This window comes from Pantoea sp. DY-5 (assembly GCF_019795955.1).
Classification (GTDB): Bacteria; Pseudomonadota; Gammaproteobacteria; order Enterobacterales; family Enterobacteriaceae; genus Pantoea; species Pantoea leporis.
Map to the genome: position 1 here is coordinate 113,749 of NZ_JAIMIE010000003.1, position 24,407 is coordinate 138,155.

Genomic DNA, 24,407 nt, shown 5'->3' on the forward strand with positions numbered 1-24,407 from the left:
TTAACGTACCTTCAGCGTTGCCAGGCCAATCAGCACCAGCATCAGCGAAATAATCCAGAAGCGCACGATGACGCGCGGCTCCGGCCAGCCTTTTAATTCATAGTGATGATGAATCGGCGCCATACGGAAAATGCGTTGACCGCGCAGCTTGAACGATCCCACCTGCAGAATCACCGACAGCGTTTCGACCACAAACACGCCGCCCATGATTAACAGCAAGAATTCCTGACGCAGCAGCACGGCGATGGTGCCGAGCGCGCCACCCAGCGCCAGGGAGCCGACATCGCCCATGAACACTTGCGCTGGATAGGTGTTGAACCACAAAAATCCGAGTCCGGCTCCGACAATCGCGGTGCAGACAATCACTAATTCGCCCGCGTGCCGTAAATAAGGAATGTGCAGATATTCGGCAAACTTGACGTTACCGGTCGCCCACGCCACCAGCGCAAAGCCTGCTGCCACGAACACCGTTGGCATAATGGCTAAGCCATCAAGGCCATCCGTTAAGTTAACCGCGTTGCCGGTACCGACAATCACGAAGTAGGCCAGCACCACGTAGAACAGGCCCAGCTGCGGCATCACGTCTTTAAAGAATGGCACCACCAGCTGCGTTGCAGGCGTATCTTTTCCGGCGATAAACAGCGCGAAAGCAACAGCCAGCGAAATCACCGACATCCAGAAATATTTCCAGCGCGCGATCAGGCCTTTGGTGTCTTTGCGCACCACCTTACGATAGTCATCCACAAAGCCGATGATGCCAAAACCGACCAGCACCACCAGTACGCACCAGACGTACGGATTGGACGGATAGGCCCACATCAGTACCGAAATGGTGATGGAGGTGAGGATCATCACGCCGCCCATGGTTGGCGTGCCGCGCTTGCTGAAGTGTGACTCTGGACCGTCGTTACGCACCACCTGACCGATCTGCAGTTTCTGCAGCCAGGCAATCAGGCGCGGGCCCATCCACAGAGAAATGAACAAGGCGGTCAGCAGGCTGACAATGGCGCGAAACGTCAGATACGAGAAGACGTTAAAGCCGGAATAAAATGCGACCAAATGTTCGGCCAGCCAGACTAGCATGTTCCTTTCTCCTGTAAGCTCTGTACTACCTGCTCCATGGCGGCACTACGTGAACCTTTAACCAAAATAGTGATGTCCTGATGTTCGGACAGCAATGTGCGTAAACGTTCAGTCAGCGCGGCTTTCGTGGCGAAATGCTCGCCTTTACCGCTGCTTTCGCCAATCAGCTGGCTCAGCGTTCCGGTGCTAAGCACGCGATCGACACCGGCCGCTTTGGCCGCATCGCCGACCTGGCGATGACACAGTTCGGCTTCATCGCCCAGCTCCGCCATATCGCCCACCACCATCACGCGGTAGCCAGGCATATCGCCCAGCACCTGCGCGGCGGCAGTCATGGAACCGACGTTGGCATTGTAGCTGTCATCCAGCAGCAACTGATTTGCCGCCAGACGAATCGGGAACAGTCGACCAGGAACAGGCTGCAAGGTTTTAAGGCCAGCTTGAATCGCCGTTAGCGGCGCATCTACTGACAATGCCAGCGCTGCAGCGGCTAACGCATTCGCGATGTTATGACGGCCTGGCAGCGGCAGTTCCACGGCGGTATCACCGCGTGGCGTGTGCAGCGTAAATAGCGTGGCATCGGCACGCAGCACGATTTCACTGGCGCGGAACTCTGCATCAGCCATCGGCTGCGGCGAGAAGCGCCACAAAGTTTTGTCTACAAATTGTGATTGCCAGTTGGCCAGATCGTTGCTGTCAGCGTTAACGATCGCGGTGCCGTGTACCGGCAAGCCGCCAAAAATTTCGCCTTTGGCTTTCGCCACACCCGCCAGCGAACCAAAGCCTTCCAGATGGGCGGCAGCAAGGTTATTCACCAGCGCAGTTTCCGGACGCACCAGATCGGTGGTGTAGGCAATTTCACCCTGATGGTTGGCACCCAGTTCGATCACCGCATAAGCATGCTCTTTAGTGAGACGCAGCAGCGTCATCGGTACGCCGAAGTCGTTGTTCAGGTTGCCAGCGGTGTAAAGCGTTTCGCCACACTGGCGCAAAATCGCGGCGGTCATCTCTTTGACCGAGGTTTTGCCAGATGAACCGGTCAGCGCAACCACGCGAGCTTTCGCCTGTTGGCGTACCCACGCGGCGAGTTGCCCAAAAGCAATCCGCGTATCAGCCACAACCACTTGCGGGACAGAAACCGGCAGCAGTTGACTGACCAGCAGCGCCTGTGCGCCCTTAGTAATGGCATCGTTAGCGAAATCATGAGCATCAAAACGTTCGCCCACTAGCGCCACAAACAGGCTGCCGGCGGTAACTTTGCGAGTATCGGTGGTGACATCGGCAAGGGTTAAATCAGCGCCGTGCAGTTGACCGCCGCTGATTTCGGCCAGCGTATTGAGAGAAACGGGAATCATGCCATCACCCCCAACAAACGGGCGACGGTGTCGCGGTCGGAGTAATCCAAACGGCGGTTGCCAATGATTTGATAATCTTCGTGGCCTTTTCCGGCTACCAACACGATGTCATCGGCGCCGGCTTGCATCACGGCGTTGGTGACCGCCTGCGCACGACCGGAAACCACGCGTGCGCGGCCCGGATCGAGCAAGCCGGTGAGAATGTCATTCACAATCGCCATCGGCTCTTCGCTGCGTGGATTATCGTCGGTGATCACGACGATGTCGGAGAATTGCTCAGCAATCGCGCCCATTAGCGGACGTTTGCCTTTGTCACGATCGCCACCGCAGCCAAACACGCACCACAGCTGGCCTTTACAGTGCAGACGCGCCGCTTCCAGCGCTTTTTCCAGCGCATCCGGCGTGTGAGCGTAATCGACAACCACCGTAGGTTTGTCTGGCGCAGTGAATACTTCCATGCGACCACACACCGGCTGCAGCTGCGGTGCAGTGGCAACCAGCGCATCAAGCGGATAATCCAGCGCCAGCAGCGTACCCAGCGCCAGCAATAGGTTGCTCACGTTGAAAGCGCCCATCAGGCGGCTATCAAACTCGCCGTTGCCCCAGCTGGAGCTGAACTGAATATGCGCACCGCCGTCGTGATAATCCACCGCCGTAGCTTTCAGCCAGCGGCCATGACAGCCCGATTGCAGATTGTCTTCCATGGTGACCGCTACCGCATCCGGCAATTTTGCCAGCCAGCGACGCCCCACTTCATCATCAGCGTTGATGATGGCTTCAGCGACCTGATGCTCAGAGAACAGTAACCATTTAGCGGATTCATAACTCTGCATATCACCGTGATAATCGAGGTGATCGCGGCTCAGGTTAGTAAACACCGCGGCCGCAAACGGCAAGGCGGCAACGCGATGCTGCACCAAACCGTGTGAGGAGACTTCCATTGCCGTTAGGGTTGCGCCCTGCCCGACTAAATCATTCAGCACATGCTGCACATCCACCGCAGAACCGGTGGTGTTTTCGGTTGCCACCAGTTGACCGTAAAGGCCATTGCCTACCGTGCCCATCACTGCGCCGGTTTCACCGAGCAGATTGGCCCACTGCGCCATCAATTGCGTGGTGGTGGTTTTGCCGTTGGTGCCAGTAACACCAATCAATTTCAGTTTGCTTGCAGGCTGCTGATAAAAGCGTCCGGCCAGTGCAGAGAGACGCTGCTGCAACTGCGCCAGATAGATAACCGGGACGCCATGCATCTCGCGGATATCTCCATCGCTGGCTTCGCCTTCGGCTTCGGCAATCACTCCCGCTACGCCTTGTGCAATAGCCTGCGGAATAAAACGACGTCCATCAGCATGATGGCCCGCCACGGCGATAAACAGATCGCCAGAAGCCGCCGCGCGGCTATCTAGTGTCATGTCACGGAGTGGACGCGCCGGCGCACCCGGCACCCACGGGGCCAGTAAGTCGCGCAGGTTACGATCTGTCACTTGATTCCTCACTTCTATTCTTCACCAACTCGTTCTTATCAACTGTTGGCAGCGCATCAGGTTCGATATTCATGGTACGCAATACGCCGCCCATGATGGCGCCAAACACCGGTGCTGAAACCGCACCACCATAATATTTACCGGCCTGGGGATCGTTGATCACCACCACCAGCGCAAAACGAGGACGGCTGGCAGGCGCAACGCCTGCGGTATAAGCAATGTATTTGTTGACGTAACGTCCATCCGGTCCAACTTTCTTGGCGGTACCGGTTTTGATGGCAATGCGATAGCCCTTGATGGCGGCTTTAACCCCACCACCGCCAGGCAACGCAACGCTTTCCATCATGTGCATCACCGTTTTCACCAGGTCTTCCTGGAAAACGCGTTCACCCGCCACTGGCGGGTCAACTTTGGTGATCGACAGCGGGCGATTGATGCCGTAGCTGCCAATGGTTGCGTAGACTCGCGCTAACTGTAACGGCGTTACCATTAGCCCGTAGCCGAAAGAGAAGGTGGCCCTCTCTATGTCAGACCACCGTTGTTTTTGAGGGTATAAGCCACTACTTTCCCCGACCAGCCCCAAATTGGTCGGTTTACCCAGTCCAAAGCGCGCGTAAGTATCTACAAGTGCTGAGGAGGGCATCGCTAACGCCAAACGTGAAACCCCGACGTTACTCGACTTCTGTAAAACCCCGGTAAGGGTCAATTCGTTGTAGCGCGCCACGTCTTTGATCTCATGACCATTGACGCGGTACGGCACGGTATTCAGTACGCTGTTCTCTTTCACCACACCGCGCTGCAAAGCCGTCATCACCACCATCGGTTTCACGGTGGAACCTGGCTCGAAGATGTCGGTAATAGCGCGGTTACGCATCACGTCTTTCGGCGTGTTGCTGAGATTATTCGGGTTGTAAGCGGGGCTGTTCGCCATCGCCAGCACTTCACCGGTATTCACATCCACCAGTACCGCGGTGCCTGATTCGGCTTTGTTAAAGGCCACGGCGTTATTCAGTTCGCGATAAACCAACGCCTGCAGACGTTCATCAATGCTCAGCGTCAGGTTGTGGGCGGCGCGGCTGTCTACCGAGGAGATATCTTCGATGACGCGGCCATTGCGATCTTTACGTACCGTACGTTCACCCGGTGCACCAGTCAGCCATTTGTCGAAGCTCTTTTCGATTCCTTCAATGCCCTGACCATCAATGTTGGTGAAACCAATCAGGTGCGCTGTCACCTGGCCCGCCGGATAGTAACGGCGCGACTCTTCACGCAGGTAGATGCCCGGCAGCTTAAGCTTTTTCACATACTCGCCAATCGCTGGATTCACCTGGCGCGCCAGATAGACAAAGCGCCCTTTCGGGTTGGCATTGATACGTGCAGCAAGTTGATCGAGGGGGATCGATAACGCATCCGACAGCGCTTTCCAGCGACTATCCAGCGAGACGCCGCCGTGTTCGGTCAGCTCTTTCGGATCGGCCCAGATCGCATTCACCGGCACGCTCACCGCCAGCGGACGACCGGCACGATCGCTGATCATACCGCGCGAGGTTGGCACCGATTGCACGCGCAGCGAACGCAAATCGCCCTCTTTCACCAGCTTGTCAGGGTTGATCACCTGCAGCCACGCTACGCGCGACAGCAGTCCGCCCAGCGCCAGTAAAATGCACCCGCACAGTAACGCAAAGCGCCAGCTTACAAAGCTGGCCTTATCTTCTTGTTTTTTTAACTTCAGCGTTTTGCCTGCGCCACTCATTGAGTTCTGCGATTCCTTATTTCTGCACCACAATATTTTCCTGCGAAGGATCAACATGCTGCATTTGCAGTTTATCGGTTGCTATACGCTCTACGCGGCTGTGATCGCCAAGTGCGTTCTCTTCAAGAATCAGGTTGCGCCATTCGATATCAAGCGCATCACGCTCCAGCACCAGCTGTTCACGCTGCGCCGTTAACAGGCGCGTCTTATGCGTGGTGGTCACGACCATTACCGAGGACACCAGTACCGCGATCAACAGCAACAGCGGGATCTTGCCAAATCGCAGCAAGTCCCCACCAATGACACCGGGTAAGCTGTGGCGCTCGTTGCCAATCATAAGGCCGTTCGCTCCGCGATACGCAACACCGAACTGCGCGCACGTGGGTTTTCGTTCACTTCGGCTTCACCAGGAATCAGTTTGCCCAGCGTTTTAAGTTCACGGCCGCCTAAGGCTTTAAGCTGCGACTCCGTCATCGGAATGCCTGCTGGCACCTGAGGACCGCGGCTCTGATCGCGCATAAAACGCTTCACTAAGCGATCTTCCAGTGAGTGGAAGCTGATGATCGACAACCTGCCGCCTGGCGCGAGAACCGATAATGCCCCTTTCAGCGCGGTATCGATCTCGTCCAGCTCACTGTTGATCCAGATGCGAATCGCCTGGAAAGTACGCGTTGCCGGATGCTTAAATTTATCTTTGACGGGCATTGCGGCGGCAATCACCGTCGCCAGCTCTTTGGTGCGTGTCATCGGCTGGTCGCGGTTGCGTTCAACGATGGCGCGCGCAATACGTTTACCGAAACGCTCTTCACCGTAGGTCTTGATCACGAAAGCGATATCCGCCTCTTCCGCGCTCATCAGCCATTCGGCGGCCGATTGCCCGCGCGTTGGGTCCATGCGCATATCCAGCGGTCCATCACGCATAAAGGAGAAGCCGCGTTCAGCATCATCCAGTTGCGGAGAAGAGACGCCCAGATCGAGCAGAACGCCATCGATCTTGCCGGTCAGCCCGCGCTCTTCGACGTATTCCGCCAAAGCCGAAAACGGACCGTGGACGATCGAGAAACGTGGATCTTTTATCTCAGCGGCTGCGGCTATCGCTTGCGGATCGCGATCAATCGCTATCAGTTGCCCTTTCTCGCCAAGCTGCGAAAGGATTAAGCGCGAGTGACCGCCGCGACCAAAAGTGCCATCGATATAAATGCCGTCTTCCCTGATATTGAGGCCGTTTACCGCCTCATCCAGCAGCACTGTGGTGTGTTTGAAATTTTCCTGCATAGCTATAGCGACAAGTCCTGCAACCGCTCAGATAAAGGCTCCTGAGCCGACTGTTCTGTGTCAATATCATCCTTAACTTGTTGATACCAGGTCTGTTCATCCCACAGCTCAAACTTGTTGAACTGTCCAACCAGCATCACTTCTTTGGTCAGGCCGGCGTGTTGACGTAACGTGTTCGCCAACAACAAACGACCCGCATTATCCATCTGGCATTCACTGGCATGTCCCAACAGCAGCCGCTGTACGCGACGCTCGGCAGGATTCATGCTGGATAAGCGAGACAGCTTTTTCTCAATGATTTCCCATTCGGGCAGGGTATAAAGCAGCAGGCATGGCTGGTGGAGGTCAATGGTGCATACCATTTGCCCCTGAGACTCTGCGACAAGCAATTCACGATAGCGCGTTGGTACTGCTAATCGTCCTTTGCTGTCGAGATTGACTAACGTTGCTCCACGGAACATGCCAGCCTTATCCCTCACTCACCCGTTTTCACCACTTTATCCCACTTTTTACCACGAAACGAGTTTACGGAGCCGATGAAATCCTTGTCAAGCCGCAACGGCAAGTGAATATCACTATTTACATCGGGTGAAATTAATCAATGAGGGAATTAATCGACATGGATTCGCAAAATAAAAAATTAACCTGATGAATAATTGAATAAAAATTTCCGCACGATGATAAATGGCGAAAAATAAAGCGCTTTGACGCAAAAATATAATTGCCTCGCAATCTGCGACAGCGGCGGCATTTTAGGGGATTTCTGAAAGGAAGCCCAGCATCGTCGCGCCAGCTCAGCTACGCCTCGCTGATGAACATGTAAACAATTAAGAAAAGTCAGCAAGGTTAAATTGTTAGCTGGAGTGGCGATTATTTACGCTTATTTACGCCGGGAAGTTCTCAGGAAATATCTGCAGGTTAATTAATGCTGGGCAGCGAACTGCCCAGCATTTCATTTAGGGCGGCGGCTTAATTGTCCGCGGCGGAATAAATTACGGCGAATACGGGTTAAACCTGGCTTGGGTTTACGCGGTTCATCCAGCGAGGCTAAAACCAGTTCCAGCACGCGCTCAGCCACGTCGCGATGACGTTGACCCACCGCCAGCACTGGGCACTCGAGGAAATCCAGTAATTCGTGGTCGCCAAAAGTGGCGATCGCCAAATCGGTCGGCAGGCGACCATCACGCTTTAGCGTAATGTCCATTACGCCCTGCAGCAGCCCAAACGAAGTGGTGAACAGCGCCTCCGGCATCGGATGATCCTCAAGGTACTTCTCAAACAGCGTGGCAGCGGCGGCACGATCGAAACTGTTGCAGTAGATATAATCAATCGGCCGCTCATCATCTTTCCACGCATCGCGGAAGCCGAGTTCACGCAGGAAGCTGACCGACAACTCAGGCAGCGCGCCGAGGAACAGCACGTTTTTCACTGGTAGCTGACGCAATTCAGCCGCCAACGCTTGTGCGTCGTCCTGATCGGCACCCACTACGCTGGTAAAGTGTTCACGATCCAGCGCACGGTCCAGCGCGATAATCGGTAAAGGATCGTTGATCCAACGCTGATAGAACGGATGCTCTGGCGGCAGTGAAGTCGAAACGATGATGGCATCAACCTGGCGCTGCAATAGATGCTCGATGCAGCGCATTTCGTTGTCCGGCTGATCTTCTGAGCAGGCAATCAGCAGCTGATAGCCGCGCTGACGCGCCTGACGCTCCAGATAGTTCGCAATGCGCGTGTAACTGGTGTTTTCCAGATCGGGGATCACCAAGCCAATTGAACGTGTGCGTCCGGCGCGCAGCCCAGCCGCGACGGCATTGGGGTGATAGTTGTGTTCACGCACCACCGCCATCACTTTTTCGACGGTTTTTTCGCTGACACGATACTGCCGCGCTTTGCCATTAATTACATAGCTGGCGGTGGTGCGCGACACGCCTGCCAGGCGCGCAATTTCATCCAGTTTCACGGTGACACCTTAATTCTGATAAGCCAGCGCTGACGAAAATATCCGCAGAGTAGCTATGGGTAAAACATTTGTAACATCTAACCGCAGAAAACTACGCCGAGCAACCGCTTTTCTCTCGCATCCTGGTTAAGCGCATAAAATAAAAAAACCCGGCATTTCGCCGGGTTAGAATCAGATGAAATCGTTACTTTGGGTGATTAACGCATCACGCGATCGCCGCGCGACACACCCACGATTCCTGAGCGCGCCACTTCGACAATTTCTGCCACGTCACGCACGGTGTTAAGAAACGCATCGAGTTTATCGCTGGTGCCCGCCAGCTGAACCGTGTAAAGCGTTGGCGTCACATCGATAATCTGACCACGGAAAATTTCCGCGCTGCGCTTCACTTCTTCACGGCCGTAACCGCTGGCCTGGATTTTCACCAGCATAATCTCACGCTCAACGTAAGCGCCCTGACCCAGCTCGCTGACACGTAACACGTCCACCAACTTGTGTAGTTGCTTCTCGATCTGTTCCAGCACTTTCTCATCGCCGACCGTTTGAATCGTCATGCGTGACAAAGTCGGATCATCGGTTGGCGCGACAGTAAGGCTTTCGATGTTGTAACCACGTTGAGAGAACAGTCCCACTACGCGGGACAATGCGCCGGATTCGTTTTCCAGCAGAACCGATAAAATACGACGCATAATTAAGTCCTCTCCGTTTTGCTCAACCACATCTCATCCATCGAACCACCACGAATTTGCATCGGGTAAACGTGCTCGCTGCCGTCAATGTTTACATCGACAAACACCAGACGGCCTTTCGCCAGCGTATCCAGTGCTAGCTGCAGCTTCTCTTCCAGCTCCGCCGGATGCGCAATGGAAATGCCCACATGCCCATACGCTTCGGCCAGACGCACGAAGTCAGGCAGCGATTGCATGTAGGACTGCGAGTGGCGGCCCGAGTAAATCATGTCCTGCCACTGCTTAACCATGCCGAGGAAGCCGTTGTTGAGGTTCAATACCAGCACCGGTAAATCGTACTGCAACGCGGTCGACAGCTCCTGAATGTTCATCTGGATACTGCCATCGCCGGTCACGCAGATAACCGTCTCATCCGGCAGCGCCATCTTCACGCCTAACGCTGCAGGCAAGCCGAAGCCCATGGTGCCTAAGCCGCCGGAGTTGATCCAGCGACGCGGCTTGTCGAACTGGTAGTAAAGTGCGGCAAACATCTGATGCTGACCAACGTCAGACGTCACGTAAGCTTCGCCTTTGGTCAAACGACAGATGGTCTCGATGACTGCCTGCGGTTTGATTTTGTCGCTGGTACGATCGAATTCCAGGCACTTGCGACCGCGCCAGCCTTCTATGGTCTGCCACCAGTCGCGCAGGCTATCAAGTTCCTGCTTCGCATCGCTTTGCGCCAGCAGCTCTAACATCTGTGCCAGCGTCTGCTTCGCATCGCCAACGATTGGAATGTCGGCGCTGACCGTTTTGGAGATCGACGTCGGATCGACATCGATATGCATGATGGTGGCGTTCGGGCAGTACTTCGCCAGATTGTTGGTGGTGCGGTCGTCGAAGCGCACGCCAATACCGAAGATCAAATCGGCATTGTGCATGGTCATGTTGGCTTCGTAAGTGCCGTGCATCCCCAGCATGCCGACGCACTGGCGATGCGTGCCAGGGAACACGCCCAGCCCCATCAGCGAAGTCGTCACCGGAATATTCAGTTGCTCTGCCAGCTGCAGCAGTTCAGCTTCGCAGCCCGACATAATCGCCCCGCCGCCGGCGTAAATCACCGGCTTGTGTGCTGCCAGTAATGTTTGCAGCGCGCGCTTGATCTGTCCTTTATGGCCCTGAATGGTCGGATTGTATGAGCGCATGCTCACCGTTTCCGGCCAGACGTACGGCAGTTTGTTGGCTGGATTGAGGATATCTTTAGGCAGATCGATCACCACCGGTCCCGGACGACCGCTGGCTGCCAGCCAGAAGGCCTTTTTCAGCACGGTTGGGATCTCTTCGGCGTTTTTCACCAGGAAGCTGTGTTTCACCACCGGACGGGAGATGCCGACCATGTCGCACTCCTGGAACGCATCGTAACCAATCAGTGACGAAGGCACCTGACCCGACAGAATTACCATCGGGATCGAATCCATATAGGCGGTTGCAATACCGGTAATCGCGTTGGTGGCGCCCGGACCGGAAGTCACTAGCACCACGCCCACTTCACCGGTCGCACGCGCAAGGCCATCGGCCATATGCACCGCGCCTTGTTCATGACGGACTAATACGTGGTCAATACCACCTACCGTTTGCAGCGCATCGTAAATATCGAGCACCGCTCCGCCCGGATAACCGAATACCTGCTTAACGCCCTGATCGATTAACGAACGGACGACCATTTCGGCTCCTGATAACATCTCCATTTTCTGCCTCCAGGCTTGAGGGACTGAATCCACTGACGTTCGCGTCTCCCGCACGCCACTGCTATCCGGCCCCCGATCGCCAATTAAGATCAAAACCTTATGTTTATGCTCAGAAGGCGGCGCTCTATCCGCCTTCCAGGTACAGGGAATCTACTTGAGTTAATTATTTGAGAGTAGGTCGATTACCATAACCGCAGACAACCCGGCCTGCAAACGCCAGGACGCCACGTCGCGCCCGATCCGGCAATAAAGGCACTGATGCGTGATTATTGCCTGCGAGGATTAAACTAATGCTTCGTCATAACCACAGAGGAAAATGCTGGTTTATAGATTATTTGCAGCGTGTTCTAAGAAATATGATTTTCATATTGCCTGACCACTCAGTCCACAATCTTTTGTGATAATTACTTTCTGGCGTGATTATCTATAAAACGGCCTGATCACATCATATTCTTCTTAACAACAAGCCTAATCTTGTTTTATCAGCAATGCGCATTATCAACTTAAGATGTTAATTATCAACTATTTAAAATAAATTCCATTTTCTAAACGATTTTTTAAGTGGATGGATTCACTTATTCTGTTGCTAATTAATGTCATTGCTCTGCGCAGCCGAAAAATCACAGCACATCGCCCTTCTGACTTCACAGAAATACCCTTGTACTTAAGGTTGACTTCACACGTCAATTCCAGTACCAATATGTGCAGCACTCAATTTACGAGGTTTGACTCATGTTTCATTCTTTCCGCCTACTCGGTCTACTACTAAACGCATCCAGTTTGCGCGGTAGACTCGTGGGCGGAATCAATAACTGATTCGAACCTGCAGAAGTTTAAGAAACCCGCGCCAATGCGCGGGTTTTTTTATGCTCGTAGCACCGGCAAAGTTAATGCATAAGGAAGATTACGATGAGCCAGCAAGTTATTATTTTCGATACCACTCTGCGTGATGGCGAACAGGCTTTACAGGCCAGCCTGAGTGTTAAAGAAAAACTGCAAATCGCTCTGGCGTTGGAACGTATGGGCGTGGATGTGATGGAAGTGGGCTTCCCCGTTTCCTCTCCAGGCGATTTTGAATCCGTACAAACCATCGCTCGTACCATTAAAAACAGCCGCGTCTGCGGACTGGCACGCTGCGTTGAGAAGGACATTGACGCCGCTTACGAATCACTGCGTGTGGCTGAAGCGTTCCGTATTCACACCTTCATCGCGACTTCGCCGATGCACATCGCCACCAAACTGCGCAGCACGCTGCCAGAAGTGATTGAACGCGCAGTGCACATGATCAAACGCGCCCGCAACTACACCGACGACGTTGAGTTTTCCTGTGAAGATGGCGGGCGTACGCCAATCGACGATTTGTGCCGCATGGTTGAAGCCGCGATCAATGCCGGTGCAACCACCATCAACATTCCGGACACCGTCGGCTACACCTTGCCAGGCGAATACGCCAACATCATTGGCCAACTGGTGGCACGCGTTCCAAATATCGATAAAGCCATCTTGTCGGTTCACACCCACGACGATTTGGGTATGGCGACCGGCAACGCCATCGCTGCGGTATTGGCCGGTGCGCGTCAGGTTGAAGGTACGCTGAACGGTTTAGGCGAGCGCGCCGGTAACTGTGCGCTGGAAGAAGTGATTATGGCGATCAAAACCCGCCAGCAGATCATGAACGTCCACACCAATATCAATCATCAGGAAATCTACCGCACCAGCCAAACCGTGAGCCAAATCTGCAACATGCCGATTCCAGCCAACAAAGCGGTGGTGGGTTCTAACGCCTTCGCCCACTCTTCCGGTATTCACCAGGATGGCGTGCTGAAGAACCGCGAAAACTACGAAATCCTGACGCCAGAATCTATCGGCCTGCACAAAATCCAGCTGAACCTGACTTCCCGTTCTGGCCGCGCTGCGGTGAAACACCGCATGGAAGAGATGGGTTACAAAGAGTCCGATTACAACCTCGACACGTTGTACGACGCCTTCCTGAAGCTGGCCGACAAGAAAGGTCAGGTGTTCGATTACGACCTGGAAGCGTTGGCCTTCATCAACAAGCAGAACGAAGAGCCGGAATATTTCGAGCTCAATGAATTCAACGTGCAGACCGGCTCCAGCGTAACCGCAACGGCCTCCGTGCAGTTGGGCTGCGGTGAAGAGACCAAAGCGGACGCCGCAACCGGTAACGGTCCGGTTGATGCGGTCTATCAGGCGATCAACCGCATCACCGGCTTTGAAGCCGAGCTGATTAACTACAAGCTGACGGCGAAAGGCCACGGCGAGAACGCGCTGGGTCAGGTCGATATCGTGGTCAACTACAACGGTCGTAAATTCCACGGCGTTGGCCTGGCGACCGATATCGTCGAATCATCGGCGAAAGCGATGGTGAACGCGTTGAACAATATTTGGCGTGCTAAGCAGGTGGAAAAAGAACTGCAGCGTAAATTTAAAGATCAGAAGGAAACGGTGTAATTATGTCTAAGTCTTCTCATATCGCGGTATTGCCAGGCGACGGAATTGGTCCGGAAGTGATGGCGCAGGCCATGAAAGTTCTCGATGCAATTCGTACGCGTTTCGACATGCGTATCACCACCAGCGAATATGATGTTGGCGGTATCGCCATCGATCGTCACGGTGAACCGCTGCCACCGGCTACCGTTGCCGGCGCAGAGCAGGCAGATGCAATTCTTTTTGGCTCGGTAGGTGGCCCGAAATGGGAACATCTGCCACCTGCGCAGCAACCTGAGCGCGGTGCGCTGTTGCCGCTGCGTAAGCACTTCAAGCTGTTCAGCAACCTGCGCCCTGCGGCACTGTATAAAGGTCTGGAAGCGTTCTGCCCGCTGCGTAGCGATATCGCCGGACGCGGTTTCGACATCCTGTGCGTGCGTGAACTGACCGGCGGCATCTACTTCGGTCAGCCGAAAGGCCGCGAAGGCAGCGGCCCGCACGAGCGCGCTTTCGATACTGAGGTTTATCATCGTTTCGAAATCGAGCGCATCGCGCGTATCGCGTTTGAATCCGCGCGTAAGCGTCGCAACATCGTCACCTCAATTGACAAAGCCAACGTTTTGCAGACTTCCGTCATGTGGCGCGAAATTGTGAACGAAGTGGCAAAAGATTATCCGGATGTGCAGTTGAGCCACATGTACATCGATAACGCCACCATGCAGCTGATTAAAGATCCATCACAGTTTGACGTGCTGCTGTGTTCTAACCTGTTTGGCGACATCCTGTCAGATGAATGCGCGATGATTACCGGTTCAATGGGCTTGCTGCCTTCCGCCAGCCTGAATGAAGAAGGTTTTGGCCTGTTTGAGCCAGCGGGCGGTTCCGCACCGGATATCGCAGGTCAGAACATCGCTAACCCGATTGCGCAGATTCTGTCGCTGTCACTGCTGTTGCGTTACAGCCTGAATGCGGATGAAGCCGCCGCAAGCATTGAACGCGCCGTGAGCCGTGCGCTGGAAGCGGGTTATCGCACCCGTGATTTGGCCGGTGACGGCAAAGCCGTGAGCACAGATGAGATGGGCAGCATCATTGCCGGTTTCATCGCCGAGGAAAAATAATAAAATGAAAAGCTTATATCAGAAGTTATTTGATGCACATGTCGTTAACGAAACCCCGAACGAAACGCCGTTACTCTATATCGATCGCCATCTGATCCATGAAGTGACGTCGCCGCAGGCCTTTGATGGCCTGCGTGCGCACGGGCGCAAAGTGCGTCAGCCGTCGAAAACCTTCGCCACCATGGATCACAACGTTTCGACGCAGACCAAAGACATCAATGCGTCTGGCGAGATGGCGCGTATTCAGATGCAAGAGCTGATGAAAAACTGTGCTGAGTTCGGCATTCAGCTGTATGACCTGAATCACCCGTTCCAGGGCATCGTGCACGTCATTGGGCCAGAGCAAGGTATGACGTTGCCGGGCATGACCATCGTCTGCGGTGATTCCCACACCGCCACGCACGGCGCGTTTGGTTCGCTGGCATTCGGTATCGGTACTTCCGAAGTTGAGCACGTGTTTGCCACGCAAACCCTGAAACAGGGCCGCGCGAAGACCATGAAGATTGAAGTGCTGGGCGAAGCTGCGCCGGGCATTACCGCCAAAGACATTGTGTTGGCCATTATCGGTAAAACCGGCAGCGCTGGCGGTACCGGTCACGTTGTTGAATTCTGTGGCCCAGCGATCGAAGCGCTGAGCATGGAAGGCCGCATGACGCTGTGTAACATGGCGATTGAAATGGGCGCCAAAGCGGGCCTGGTCGCGCCGGACGACACCACTTTCAATTATCTGAAAGACAAGCAGTTCGCGCCGAAGGGCGAGCAGTGGGAACAAGCGGTCGCTTACTGGCGCACGCTGAAGTCTGACAGCGATGCCAAATTCGACAGCATCGTCACGCTGCACGCGGAAGATATCGCTCCGCAAGTGACCTGGGGCACCAATCCAGGCCAGGTAATGGCGGTAGATCAAGCGATCCCGAATCCCCAATCCTTTGCCGATCCGGTTGAGCGCGCCTCAGCAGAGAAAGCGCTGGCTTACATGGATCTGCAGCCAGGCATCAAACTGACTGACGTGGCGATCGATAAAGTGTTTATCGGTTCCTGCACCAACTCACGTATTGAAGATTTGCGCGCCGCTGCTGCGATTGCCAAAGGCCGTAAAGTGGCGCCGGGCGTGGTGGCGATGGTGGTGCCAGGTTCGGGTCCGGTAAAAGCACAAGCCGAAGCCGAAGGTCTGGACAAAATCTTCCTCGAAGCCGGTTTTGAATGGCGTTTACCGGGTTGCTCCATGTGTCTGGCCATGAACAACGACCGCCTTAATCCAGGCGAACGTTGCGCATCAACCAGCAACCGTAACTTTGAAGGCCGTCAGGGCCGCGGTGGACGTACTCACCTGGTGAGCCCGGCAATGGCTGCTGCGGCTGCCGTAACCGGTCGCTTTGCCGACATTCGTGAATTGACTCAGGGAGCGTAAGCCATGGCGAACAAATTTACTCAACACACCGGCATTGTGGCGCCATTGGATGCGGCCAACGTCGATACTGATGCCATTATTCCAAAGCAGTTCCTGCAGAAAGTGACGCGCACCGGTTTTGGCGCGCATCTGTTCCACGACTGGCGTTTTGAAGATGATGCGGGCACCGTGCCAACCGCCAGCTTTGTGCTGAACAAACCGGAGTTCAAAGGCACCAGCATTTTGCTGGCGCGTGAGAACTTTGGCTGCGGCTCATCGCGTGAGCACGCGCCGTGGGCGCTGACCGACTTCGGCTTCCATGTGGTGATCGCGCCAAGCTTCGCCGACATTTTCTACGGCAACAGCTTTAACAACCAGCTGCTGCCGGTGAAGCTGAGCGATGAAGAAGTGGATGAGATGTTCAAACTGGTTGCCGCGCAGCCGGGCATCACCTTCACCGTGGATCTGGAAGCGCAAACTGTAACCGCAGGCGATAAGACTTATAGCTTCGAAATCGACAGCTTCCGCCGTCACTGCATGATCAACGGCCTCGACAGCATTGGCCTGACGCTGCAACACGAAGCGTCTATCTCCAGCTACGAGACCAATCAGCCCGCGTTCTTACGCTGAGGCAACAAGGGCGACATCCTGTCGCCCTTCTCTTTGCTAGCTATCAACCACATCCCGCACGCGCGACGCCAATCCCAACGCCAGCACCGCCAGCCCCAACGCCAGCCAGTAAACCGACTCATGACCAAAGCGTTCGCTCATGGTGCCCTGAATGATGCCGGCGATAATCATGCCGGTGGAAATTGAGGTGGTGAACAGCGTCGTCGCCGCACCCGCGCGGCCCGGCATTAAATCCTGGAACCACAACATGCCAATTCCGGCGATGATGCCAACAAACGCGGCGTTAAACAGTTGCAGCACCATCAACGCAGTGCGCGACTGGAACATCACCAATCCGAGATAAAACACAATCGCCGCCACCAGCGCCAGCAGCATCAGGTTGCGTTTGCCAGTGCGCCGCGCGTAATGGCCGGCCAGCAGCATGATCGGAATCTCCAGCCCGGCGGCGGTGCCCATCAGCAATCCCGCCAGCTTCTCCGGCAGGCCCAGCGTGGTGCTGATATACAGCGGCATATCAATGATATACATGGTGTTGCACGCCCACATGGTGACGGAGGCGATAAACAGCAACCGCACCTGACTGTCTTTCCACGGGCTAAGCTGCGTCAGCACCTGTTCAGGCGAGGCCACCACGCGCGGCACCGAGGGCAAGGTACGCCAGATCAGCAGCATGCTCAGCAGGAAAATCCCCGCCGCCACGCAAAACAGCGTCTCAAAGCCGTAGTTAAGCGCCAGCGCAAACGACAGCGGCGGCCCGATCACCCACGCCAGCGACAGCTGCGCACGCATCACCGAGCTGAACATCACCACTTCACGCGCCGACTGATCGGCATATTCCCGCGCGAGGGCAAACACCTGCGGAATCGACACGCTGGCCAGCGCCGACAAAAACACACCCAGCGTCACCAGCGTTAAATAGTGGCGATTGAAGGCAAACAGCAGCGCATTCAGCGTCGCCATCAGGCAGCAAAACAGAATCAGGTTGCGACGATCGCCCTGATTATCGGAGCGTTTCGCCATCAGCAGGCTGACCACAATCCCCGCGATCGCATTGATGGTAAAGAACAAGCCGACCCAGAACGGACTTACCTGTACTTCGCGCGTCAGAAACAGGCTCAGCGTCGGCGCCTGAAGTGCACCGGCCACGCCGGTCATAAACGACACCGCCATAAACGAGAGGTAGACCGGATTGATGCGACGTTGACGCGTTAACAGCGATTTCATGCAGAAATCCCTTTGCGAATAAAAAATAGGTAGAGAAATGAGGGTAGAAGATTCTACAGCAAAACGAAAAAAGCCAGCAGATAAAGCGCTGCTGGCGGTGAAAATGCACCCTACTCAGAAAGAGGTTCCACGTCGGCGGAACCGCTGGCAGAGCGCCATTCATTGCTGAATGCCTCCCGCTCTTCCATTGCCGGGCAGTATGCCTCTAATATGAGGCAGGAAAAACTGAGCGATTCTGACAAGGAGTTCCCCTTTTATGTCCTCTTCACGTCTGCAGCAGCAATTTATCCGCCTATGGCAAAGCTGTAAGGGGCAGGATCAGGAAACCACGCTCAGCGAGCTGGCCGATCTGCTGCACTGCTCGCGTCGCCATATGCGTAACCTGCTCAACGCCATGCAAAGCGAAGGCTGGCTGATTTGGCAGGCAGAAGCGGGACGCGGCAAGCGCTCAATGCTGAGTTTTTGCTACACCGGCCTGGCGCTCCAGCAGCAGCGCGCCGAGGATCTGCTGGAACAAGATCGTATCGAACAGTTAGTGCAGCTGGTGGGCGATAAAAACCAGGTGCGCCAGATGATTGCGGCACATTTAGGCCGCAGCTTCCGCCAGGGTAAACACATCCTGCGCGTGCTCTATTATCGCCCGCTGCCCAATCTGCTACCCGGTTCGCCGCTGCGCCGTTCGGAAACCCATCTGGCGCGACAAATTTTCAACGGCCTGATGCGTATAAATGAGGAAAAGGGGGAAATCGAACCCGATATCGCCCATCACTGGCAGCAAACCTCGCCGCTGCAGTGGCGTTTCTTCCTGCGCCCGGCGATTCGTTTTCATCATGGCCGTGAACTGGAAATGGCGGATGTGATTGCTTCGCTGGAGCGCGTGCGCAGCCAGCCGCTTTTTTCTCACATCAGTAAACTGGATTCGCCCGCGCCCTGGACGTTGGATATTCATCTGAGCCAGCCGGACGATTGGTTGCCGTGGCTGCTGGCCAGCGTCAGCGCGATGATCCTGCCGCGCGAATGGCCCACGCTGCGCCAGTTTGCCCGCCAGCCGCTTGGCACCGGTCCGTACAGCGTGGTGCGCAATCAGCAAACGCAGCTGAAAATCGCCGCCTTTGATGATTACTTTGGCTATCGCGCGCTGATTGACGATGTGTCGATTTGGGTGCTGCCGGAGATCAGCGACGAGCTGGTGTATGCCGGGGTTAAATTGCAAGGCGAAACCGCCGATGAAAAATCGGAAGAGAGTCGTCTGGAAGAAGGCTGCTACTTCCTGCTGTACGATCAGCGCTCCGAGTTGGGCCGCGATGCGCATTTCCGCCGCTGGGTAAGCTATCTGTTTAATCCCATCGCCTTACTGAATCATGCTGGCGTCGGCTATCAGCGTTACTGGTTCCCGGCTTATGGCTTGCTGCCGCGCTGGCACCATCGCCGCGATCTCACCTCCGCCGATAAACCGGCAGGCTTAACTCAGCTGACGCTGAGCTGGTACAGCCATCACGTTGAGCATGAAGGTATCGCCAACGCGCTGCGACCGCTGCTGGCGCAGCAAGGTGTTGAACTAATTACTCGTGTCGTGAGCTACGAAGAGTGGTTCGATGGCGAAGGTGAGAGTGATATCTGGCTCGGCAGCGTCAACTTTACCCTGCCGCTGGAGTACGCGCTGTTCGCCCAACTGTTCGAGTTGCCGTTGATGCATCACTGCATTCCGATTGACTGGCAAGCCGATGCCGCGCGCTGGCGGCAGAAAGCGTTACCGCTGGCGGAATGGAGCAAACAGCTGATCGACCGCGACTATCTGCATCCGCTGTTCCATCACTGGCTGCTGCTGGAAGGGCAACGCAGTATGCGCGGCGTGCGACTGAATACGCTCGGCTGGTTTGACTTCAAATCAGCCTGGTTTGCACCACCGGAGCTGTGATCCTTTCGCGCTGTCATATAAATGTCTAGAATGAGCCGTTCTCAACGGGGTGCCTTGATATCAGGGCTGAGAGAAACCCGTCGAACCTGATCCGGCTAATACCGGCGTAGGGATTTGAGATGCCTCACGCCTCAGATCCTTTGCGACTCAACATCTCTTCTCCTCAAGGAGCGCAAAGTGTTAAACAAAGTTCTGCCTATGTTGCTGCTGGTTACGGCACCGGCTTTCGCTGCCAAACCGGTTCTGACCGTTTACACCTACGATTCGTTCTCTGCCGATTGGGGCCCCGGTCCGGCGGTCAAAAAAGCCTTTGAAGCGCAGTGCGACTGCGAGCTGAAGTATGTGGCGCTGGAAGATGGCGTATCGCTGCTCAATCGAGTACGCATGGAAGGCAAAAACAGCAAAGCCGATGTGGTGCTCGGGTTAGATAACAATTTGGTTCAGGCGGCGGAGAAAACCGGCCTGTTTGCCAAAAGCAGCGTCGATACCCGCGGCTTAAAACTGCCGGACGGCTGGAACAATCAAACCTTTATCCCTTTCGATTATGGCTACTTCGCTTTCGTCTACGATAAAAACAAGCTGCAGAACCCGCCGAAAAGCCTGAAAGAGCTGGTCGAAAGCCCGGAAAAATGGCGCGTGATTTATGAAGATCCGCGCACCAGCACGCCGGGGCTTGGCCTGCTGCTGTGGATGCAAAAAGTGTATGGCGATAACGCAGCTGACGCGTGGCAGAAGCTGGCGCAAAAAACCGTTACCGTCACCAAAGGCTGGAGCGAAGCTTACGGCTTGTTCCTGAAAGGCGAAGGCGATCTGGTGTTGAGCTACACCACCTCTCCGGCTTATCACATCATCGAAGAGAAGAAAGAGAATTACGCCGCGGCCAAATTCAGCGAAGGCCACTATTTACAGGTGGAAGTCGCCGCGCAGCTCGCCAGCAGCAAACAGCCTAAGCTGGCGCAGCAGTTCATGCAGTTTATGGTTTCTCCGGCCTTCCAGCAGACCATTCCTACCGGCAACTGGATGTATCCGGTGATCAAAAGCGATCTGCCAGCCGGTTATCAAACGTTGCAGGTGCCTACGAAGGCGTTGCAATTCACGCCAGCCGAAGTCGCCGACCATCGCGCCGCGTGGATCAGCGCATGGCAAAGCGCCGTAAGCCGTTAATGCCCGGCTGGTTGATTCCCGGTAGCGCCATCGCGCTGTTGCTGTGCGCGGTGGCGCTGCTGGCATTTGGCGCATTGGTGATGGTCGCTCCGGCCACCGACTGGCGCGCGCTACTCGACGACAGCTATTTGCATCATGTGCTGCTGTTCTCGTTTGAGCAGGCGCTGCTGTCGGCGCTGCTGTCGGTGCTGCCCGCGATCCTGCTGGCGCGCGCGCTCTATCGTCGCCGTTTTCCGGGACGCAATCTGTTGCTACGTCTGTGCGCCATGACGCTGGTGCTGCCGGTGCTGGTGGCGGTGTTTGGCTTGCTCAGCGTGTACGGTCGCAGCGGCTGGCTGGCACAACTGTGCACGACCATCGGCTTTGACTACCACTTTTCGCCGTATGGTCTGCAGGGCATTCTGCTGGCGCACGTCTTCTTTAACCTACCGCTGGCGACGCGCCTGCTGTTACAGGCGCTGGAGAGCATTCCCGGCGAGCAGCGGCAAGTCGCCGCCCAGCTTGGCCTGCGCGGCTGGAATCTGTTTCGCTTGCTGGAGTGGCCGTGGCTGCGCCGTCAGATTCTGCCGACGGCGGCACTGATCTTTATGCTCTGTTTCGCCAGCTTCGCCACGGTGCTGGCGCTGGGCGGCGGACCACAAGCGACCACGCTGGAACTGGCGATCTATCAGGCGCTGAATTTCGATTACGATCCGGGCCGCGCGGCGCTGCTGGCGCTGTTACAGCTCGCTTGCTGTTTGCTGCTGGTGCTGCTGAGCCAGCGCTTTAGCAAAGCCATTCCCACCGGCAGCCAGAGCATTCGCGGCTGGCGCGATCCGCAGGATTCATGGCAGGCGCGCATCAGCGATACGGTGCTGATTGGCCTGGCGCTGCTGCTGCTGCTACCGCCGCTGGCGGCAGTAATCGTCGATGGTTTGCGCGGCGGCGTTGCCGGTGCGCTGCAACAAGCGGCGCTGTGGCAAGCCACCTTTACCTCGCTGCGTATTGCCGTGGGCGCCGGCGTGCTCAGTGTGGTGCTGACCATGATGCTGCTATGGAGCAGCCGCGAACTGCGGCAGCGCCAGAACAGAGTCGCCGCGCAGGCGATGGAGATGAGCGGCATGCTGATTCTTGCGATGCCGGGCATTGTACTGGCGAGCGGTTTCTTTCTGCTGTTCAACGCCACCGTGGGGTTGCCGCAGCGCGCCGATGGTTTGGTGATCTTTACTAACGCCCTGATCGCCATTCCTTATGCGATGAAAGTGCTGGAGAATCCGATGCGCGATATCAGCGCCCTTTACAGCCAGCTCTGCGCTTCACTCGGCATCTCCGGCTTCAACCGCTTGCGGCTGATTGAGCTACGCGCGCTGAAACGCCCGATTGCTCAGGCGCTGGCGTTTGCCTGCGTGCTGTCGATTGGCGATTTTGGCGTGGTCGCGCTGTTCGGCAGCGCCGATTTCCGCACGCTGCCCTTCTATCTGTTCCAACAGATTGGCGCCTATCGCGGTGCGGACGGTGCCGTCACCGCACTCCTGCTGCTGCTGCTCTGCTTACTACTTTTTACTCTGATGGAAAAATTACCGGGTCGCCATGCTGACACTGAATAACCTCACTTACCTTTATCAGCATCTGCCGATGCGCTTCAGTTTTGCAGCGCAGGCGGGTGAACGTCTGGCGATCCTCGGTCCGAGCGGCGCGGGGAAAAGTACCTTGCTGAGTCTGATTGGCGGCTTTTTGCCGATCAATCAAGGCGCGCTGGTGATGAACGGCGTTGATCATACCCACAGCGTGCCGTCGGCGCGGCCAGTTTCCATGCTGTTCCAGGAGAACAATCTTTTTCCGCATCTCACGGTGCAGCAAAACATGGCGTTGGGTTTACATCCGGGCCTGAAACTGACGCGCGAACAGCAGCAACAAGTGGTGGATATCGCCGAGCAAACCGGCCTGCAGGCGATGCTAACGCGTTTGCCTGGTCAGCTTTCCGGCGGCCAGCGTCAGCGCGTGGCACTGGCGCGTTGCCTGCTGCGCAATCAGCCGATTTTGCTGCTGGATGAACCCTTCTCAGCGCTGGATCCGGCGCTGCGCAACGAGATGCTGCAACTGGTACGTTCGGTATGCGAAAGCCGCAACATCACCTTGTTGATGGTGTCGCACAGCCTGGAAGATGCTCAGCAGATTGCGCCGCGCAGTTTGGTGATCGTCGACGGGCGCATCTATTGGGATGGCAGTACAGAGAGTTTGGTGCGCGGTGAAAGTGCCGCGGCCGCCATCCTTGGCGTGACAGCGCGTTAAGCGAAGAAAACTTTCCACAGCAGGTGGCGGAAGATTGGCATCATCGGATGGAACTGGATTGCGATAAACGCGCCCAGGCCAATCGCCGCCATCAGCGGTGCCAGCCAGCGCAAACGCGATGCAGGCAGATACTTTGTCGCCCAATCCACCGTTTTACCGCTGCGCGACCAGCGCCACAGCAACCAGCCACCGATCCACAGCAGCAGCGCCACCAGCAAAAGCAGCCATTTAAAGCTGCCGCCCTGCGCGGCCTGTGGTACATCAATTGCCACGCCCGCCAGAATGCCCGGCATCAAATACGCGGGCGGCCAGAGGATGCAGCCAATCAGGTTAGGCGGCAGGAATTTGCGCACCGGCAACTCCAGCATGCCCGCTGCTAGCGGAATCAGCGGACGCGTCGGGCCGACAAATCGCCCCACCAGAATGGTGAACATGCTGTGTTGATGCAGCGCATGCTCGGTTTTATCCAGCAAACCCTTGTACTTTTTCAGATATTTCCAGCGATGCAGCGGCCCCTGAAACTTCCAGCCGATGCCGTAAGAGACCCAATCGCCGATTAAACAGCCAACGAATCCGGCCGCCCACGCAGGGTAAAGACCAATTTGTCCGCTTCCGACCAGCGCCCCAAGGCTGGCCATTAATACCGTGCCCGGCAACAGCAATCCCACGAAGGCCAGCGACTCAAGAAAGGTCACCAGCGCCACAGCGATCAGCGCGTACTCCAGCGATTGCGAAAACAGGTGTTGAATCCAGGCTTCCATAAATATCCTCTGCGGAATATAGAGGCTGGATTGTCCAGAGCATGCAGGTAGCCGTCAAGGCAAGAATTGTAGAACGATGTTGACAAAGTGGTGACAATTTCGCCTGCAGGACACTGTATAAACATCCATGTTATACTCAATGCAATTCATTCTC

At 55.7% G+C, this 24,407-nt stretch carries 21 protein-coding genes and 1 riboswitch; of the genes, 9 read left to right on the forward strand and 12 right to left on the reverse strand.

The annotated features are described in order from the left end of the window. The 10 genes from mraY to ilvI form a co-directional block, all read right to left on the reverse strand. Complete coding sequence (gene mraY, locus K5Y30_RS11615; RefSeq protein WP_007888613.1) at positions 1–1,083, reverse strand: phospho-N-acetylmuramoyl-pentapeptide-transferase; 1,083 nt, start codon at positions 1,081–1,083, stop codon at positions 1–3. Next, on the reverse strand, positions 1,077–2,438 hold the full coding sequence (gene murF, locus K5Y30_RS11620; protein WP_222185263.1) for a UDP-N-acetylmuramoyl-tripeptide--D-alanyl-D-alanine ligase: 1,362 nt from the start codon (positions 2,436–2,438) through the stop codon (positions 1,077–1,079). The genes mraY and murF overlap by 7 nt, the downstream gene beginning before the upstream one ends. Further along, positions 2,435–3,922, reverse strand: a complete 1,488-nt coding sequence (murE, locus tag K5Y30_RS11625) for a UDP-N-acetylmuramoyl-L-alanyl-D-glutamate--2,6-diaminopimelate ligase (protein WP_222211505.1) — start codon at positions 3,920–3,922, stop codon at positions 2,435–2,437. Before murE ends, murF begins: the two co-directional genes overlap by 4 nt. Next, positions 3,909–5,675: a peptidoglycan glycosyltransferase FtsI gene (locus tag K5Y30_RS11630; RefSeq protein WP_222185262.1), complete on the reverse strand. Its 1,767-nt coding sequence runs from the start codon at positions 5,673–5,675 to the stop codon at positions 3,909–3,911. Before K5Y30_RS11630 ends, murE begins: the two co-directional genes overlap by 14 nt. Before the next feature lie 16 nt (positions 5,676–5,691). Then, positions 5,692–6,012: a cell division protein FtsL gene (gene ftsL / locus K5Y30_RS11635; RefSeq protein WP_101762119.1), complete on the reverse strand. Its 321-nt coding sequence runs from the start codon at positions 6,010–6,012 to the stop codon at positions 5,692–5,694. Continuing rightward, positions 6,009–6,950 (reverse strand): 16S rRNA (cytosine(1402)-N(4))-methyltransferase RsmH, encoded by a 942-nt coding sequence (rsmH, locus tag K5Y30_RS11640; protein WP_222185261.1) that lies wholly within the window; start codon positions 6,948–6,950, stop codon positions 6,009–6,011. The genes ftsL and rsmH overlap by 4 nt, the downstream gene beginning before the upstream one ends. Positions 6,951–6,952: 2 nt before the next feature. Further along, positions 6,953–7,411, reverse strand: a complete 459-nt coding sequence (mraZ, locus tag K5Y30_RS11645; RefSeq protein ID WP_007885013.1) for a division/cell wall cluster transcriptional repressor MraZ — start codon at positions 7,409–7,411, stop codon at positions 6,953–6,955. Between the two features lie 491 nt (positions 7,412–7,902). Next, positions 7,903–8,913: a catabolite repressor/activator gene (cra, locus tag K5Y30_RS11650; RefSeq protein WP_176970712.1), complete on the reverse strand. Its 1,011-nt coding sequence runs from the start codon at positions 8,911–8,913 to the stop codon at positions 7,903–7,905. A gap of 197 nt (positions 8,914–9,110) precedes the next feature. After that, positions 9,111–9,602 carry an acetolactate synthase small subunit gene (ilvN, locus tag K5Y30_RS11655; RefSeq protein WP_008108620.1) on the reverse strand — a complete coding sequence of 164 codons (492 nt, stop codon included), beginning with the start codon at positions 9,600–9,602 and terminating at the stop codon, positions 9,111–9,113. A gap of 2 nt (positions 9,603–9,604) precedes the next feature. After that, positions 9,605–11,329 carry an acetolactate synthase 3 large subunit gene (gene ilvI / locus K5Y30_RS11660; protein ID WP_137385150.1) on the reverse strand — a complete coding sequence of 575 codons (1,725 nt, stop codon included), beginning with the start codon at positions 11,327–11,329 and terminating at the stop codon, positions 9,605–9,607. A 732-nt stretch (positions 11,330–12,061) separates the two neighbouring features. On the opposite strand from ilvI, the gene leuL reads away from it, so the two are divergent. From leuL to leuD, 5 genes are all read left to right on the forward strand, one after another. Beyond that, the gene (gene leuL / locus K5Y30_RS24940) at positions 12,062–12,145 is read left to right on the forward strand and encodes a leu operon leader peptide (protein WP_099686952.1); all 84 of its coding nucleotides are present in this window, start codon (positions 12,062–12,064) and stop codon (positions 12,143–12,145) included. Between the two features lie 93 nt (positions 12,146–12,238). After that, entirely contained in the window at positions 12,239–13,801 is a 1,563-nt protein-coding gene (leuA, locus tag K5Y30_RS11670; protein WP_101762123.1) for a 2-isopropylmalate synthase, read from the forward strand. 2 nt (positions 13,802–13,803) lie between these two features. Further along, positions 13,804–14,895 carry a 3-isopropylmalate dehydrogenase gene (gene leuB, locus K5Y30_RS11675; RefSeq protein WP_101762124.1) on the forward strand — a complete coding sequence of 364 codons (1,092 nt, stop codon included), beginning with the start codon at positions 13,804–13,806 and terminating at the stop codon, positions 14,893–14,895. A 4-nt stretch (positions 14,896–14,899) separates the two neighbouring features. Next, positions 14,900–16,306, forward strand: coding sequence for a 3-isopropylmalate dehydratase large subunit (gene leuC / locus K5Y30_RS11680; RefSeq protein ID WP_176970714.1), 1,407 nt, complete (start codon positions 14,900–14,902; stop codon positions 16,304–16,306). A 3-nt stretch (positions 16,307–16,309) separates the two neighbouring features. Next, the gene (leuD, locus tag K5Y30_RS11685; RefSeq protein WP_101762126.1) at positions 16,310–16,915 is read left to right on the forward strand and encodes a 3-isopropylmalate dehydratase small subunit; all 606 of its coding nucleotides are present in this window, start codon (positions 16,310–16,312) and stop codon (positions 16,913–16,915) included. Positions 16,916–16,951: 36 nt separating this feature from the next. On the opposite strand, the gene K5Y30_RS11690 is transcribed toward leuD, so the two are convergent. Next, the gene (locus K5Y30_RS11690; RefSeq protein WP_222211507.1) at positions 16,952–18,139 is read right to left on the reverse strand and encodes an MFS transporter; all 1,188 of its coding nucleotides are present in this window, start codon (positions 18,137–18,139) and stop codon (positions 16,952–16,954) included. Positions 18,140–18,395: 256 nt separating this feature from the next. Here K5Y30_RS11690 and sgrR point away from each other — a divergent pair, with 256 nt between their 5' ends. From sgrR to thiQ, 4 genes are all read left to right on the forward strand, one after another. Then, positions 18,396–20,057: an HTH-type transcriptional regulator SgrR gene (gene sgrR, locus K5Y30_RS11695; protein WP_222211509.1), complete on the forward strand. Its 1,662-nt coding sequence runs from the start codon at positions 18,396–18,398 to the stop codon at positions 20,055–20,057. 35 nt (positions 20,058–20,092) lie between these two features. Then, positions 20,093–20,188: riboswitch (TPP riboswitch) on the forward strand. A gap of 46 nt (positions 20,189–20,234) precedes the next feature. Next, on the forward strand, positions 20,235–21,221 hold the full coding sequence (thiB, locus tag K5Y30_RS11700; protein ID WP_222211511.1) for a thiamine ABC transporter substrate binding subunit: 987 nt from the start codon (positions 20,235–20,237) through the stop codon (positions 21,219–21,221). Further along, the gene (gene thiP, locus K5Y30_RS11705) at positions 21,197–22,807 is read left to right on the forward strand and encodes a thiamine/thiamine pyrophosphate ABC transporter permease ThiP (RefSeq protein WP_222211513.1); all 1,611 of its coding nucleotides are present in this window, start codon (positions 21,197–21,199) and stop codon (positions 22,805–22,807) included. Before thiB ends, thiP begins: the two co-directional genes overlap by 25 nt. Next, entirely contained in the window at positions 22,791–23,492 is a 702-nt protein-coding gene (thiQ, locus tag K5Y30_RS11710) for a thiamine ABC transporter ATP-binding protein ThiQ (RefSeq protein ID WP_222211515.1), read from the forward strand. Before thiP ends, thiQ begins: the two co-directional genes overlap by 17 nt. On the opposite strand, the gene K5Y30_RS11715 is transcribed toward thiQ, so the two are convergent. After that, positions 23,489–24,253, reverse strand: a complete 765-nt coding sequence (locus K5Y30_RS11715) for a DedA family protein (RefSeq protein ID WP_101762132.1) — start codon at positions 24,251–24,253, stop codon at positions 23,489–23,491. The two genes, thiQ and K5Y30_RS11715, sit on opposite strands and share 4 nt — an antisense overlap. Positions 24,254–24,407 lie beyond the last annotated feature (154 nt).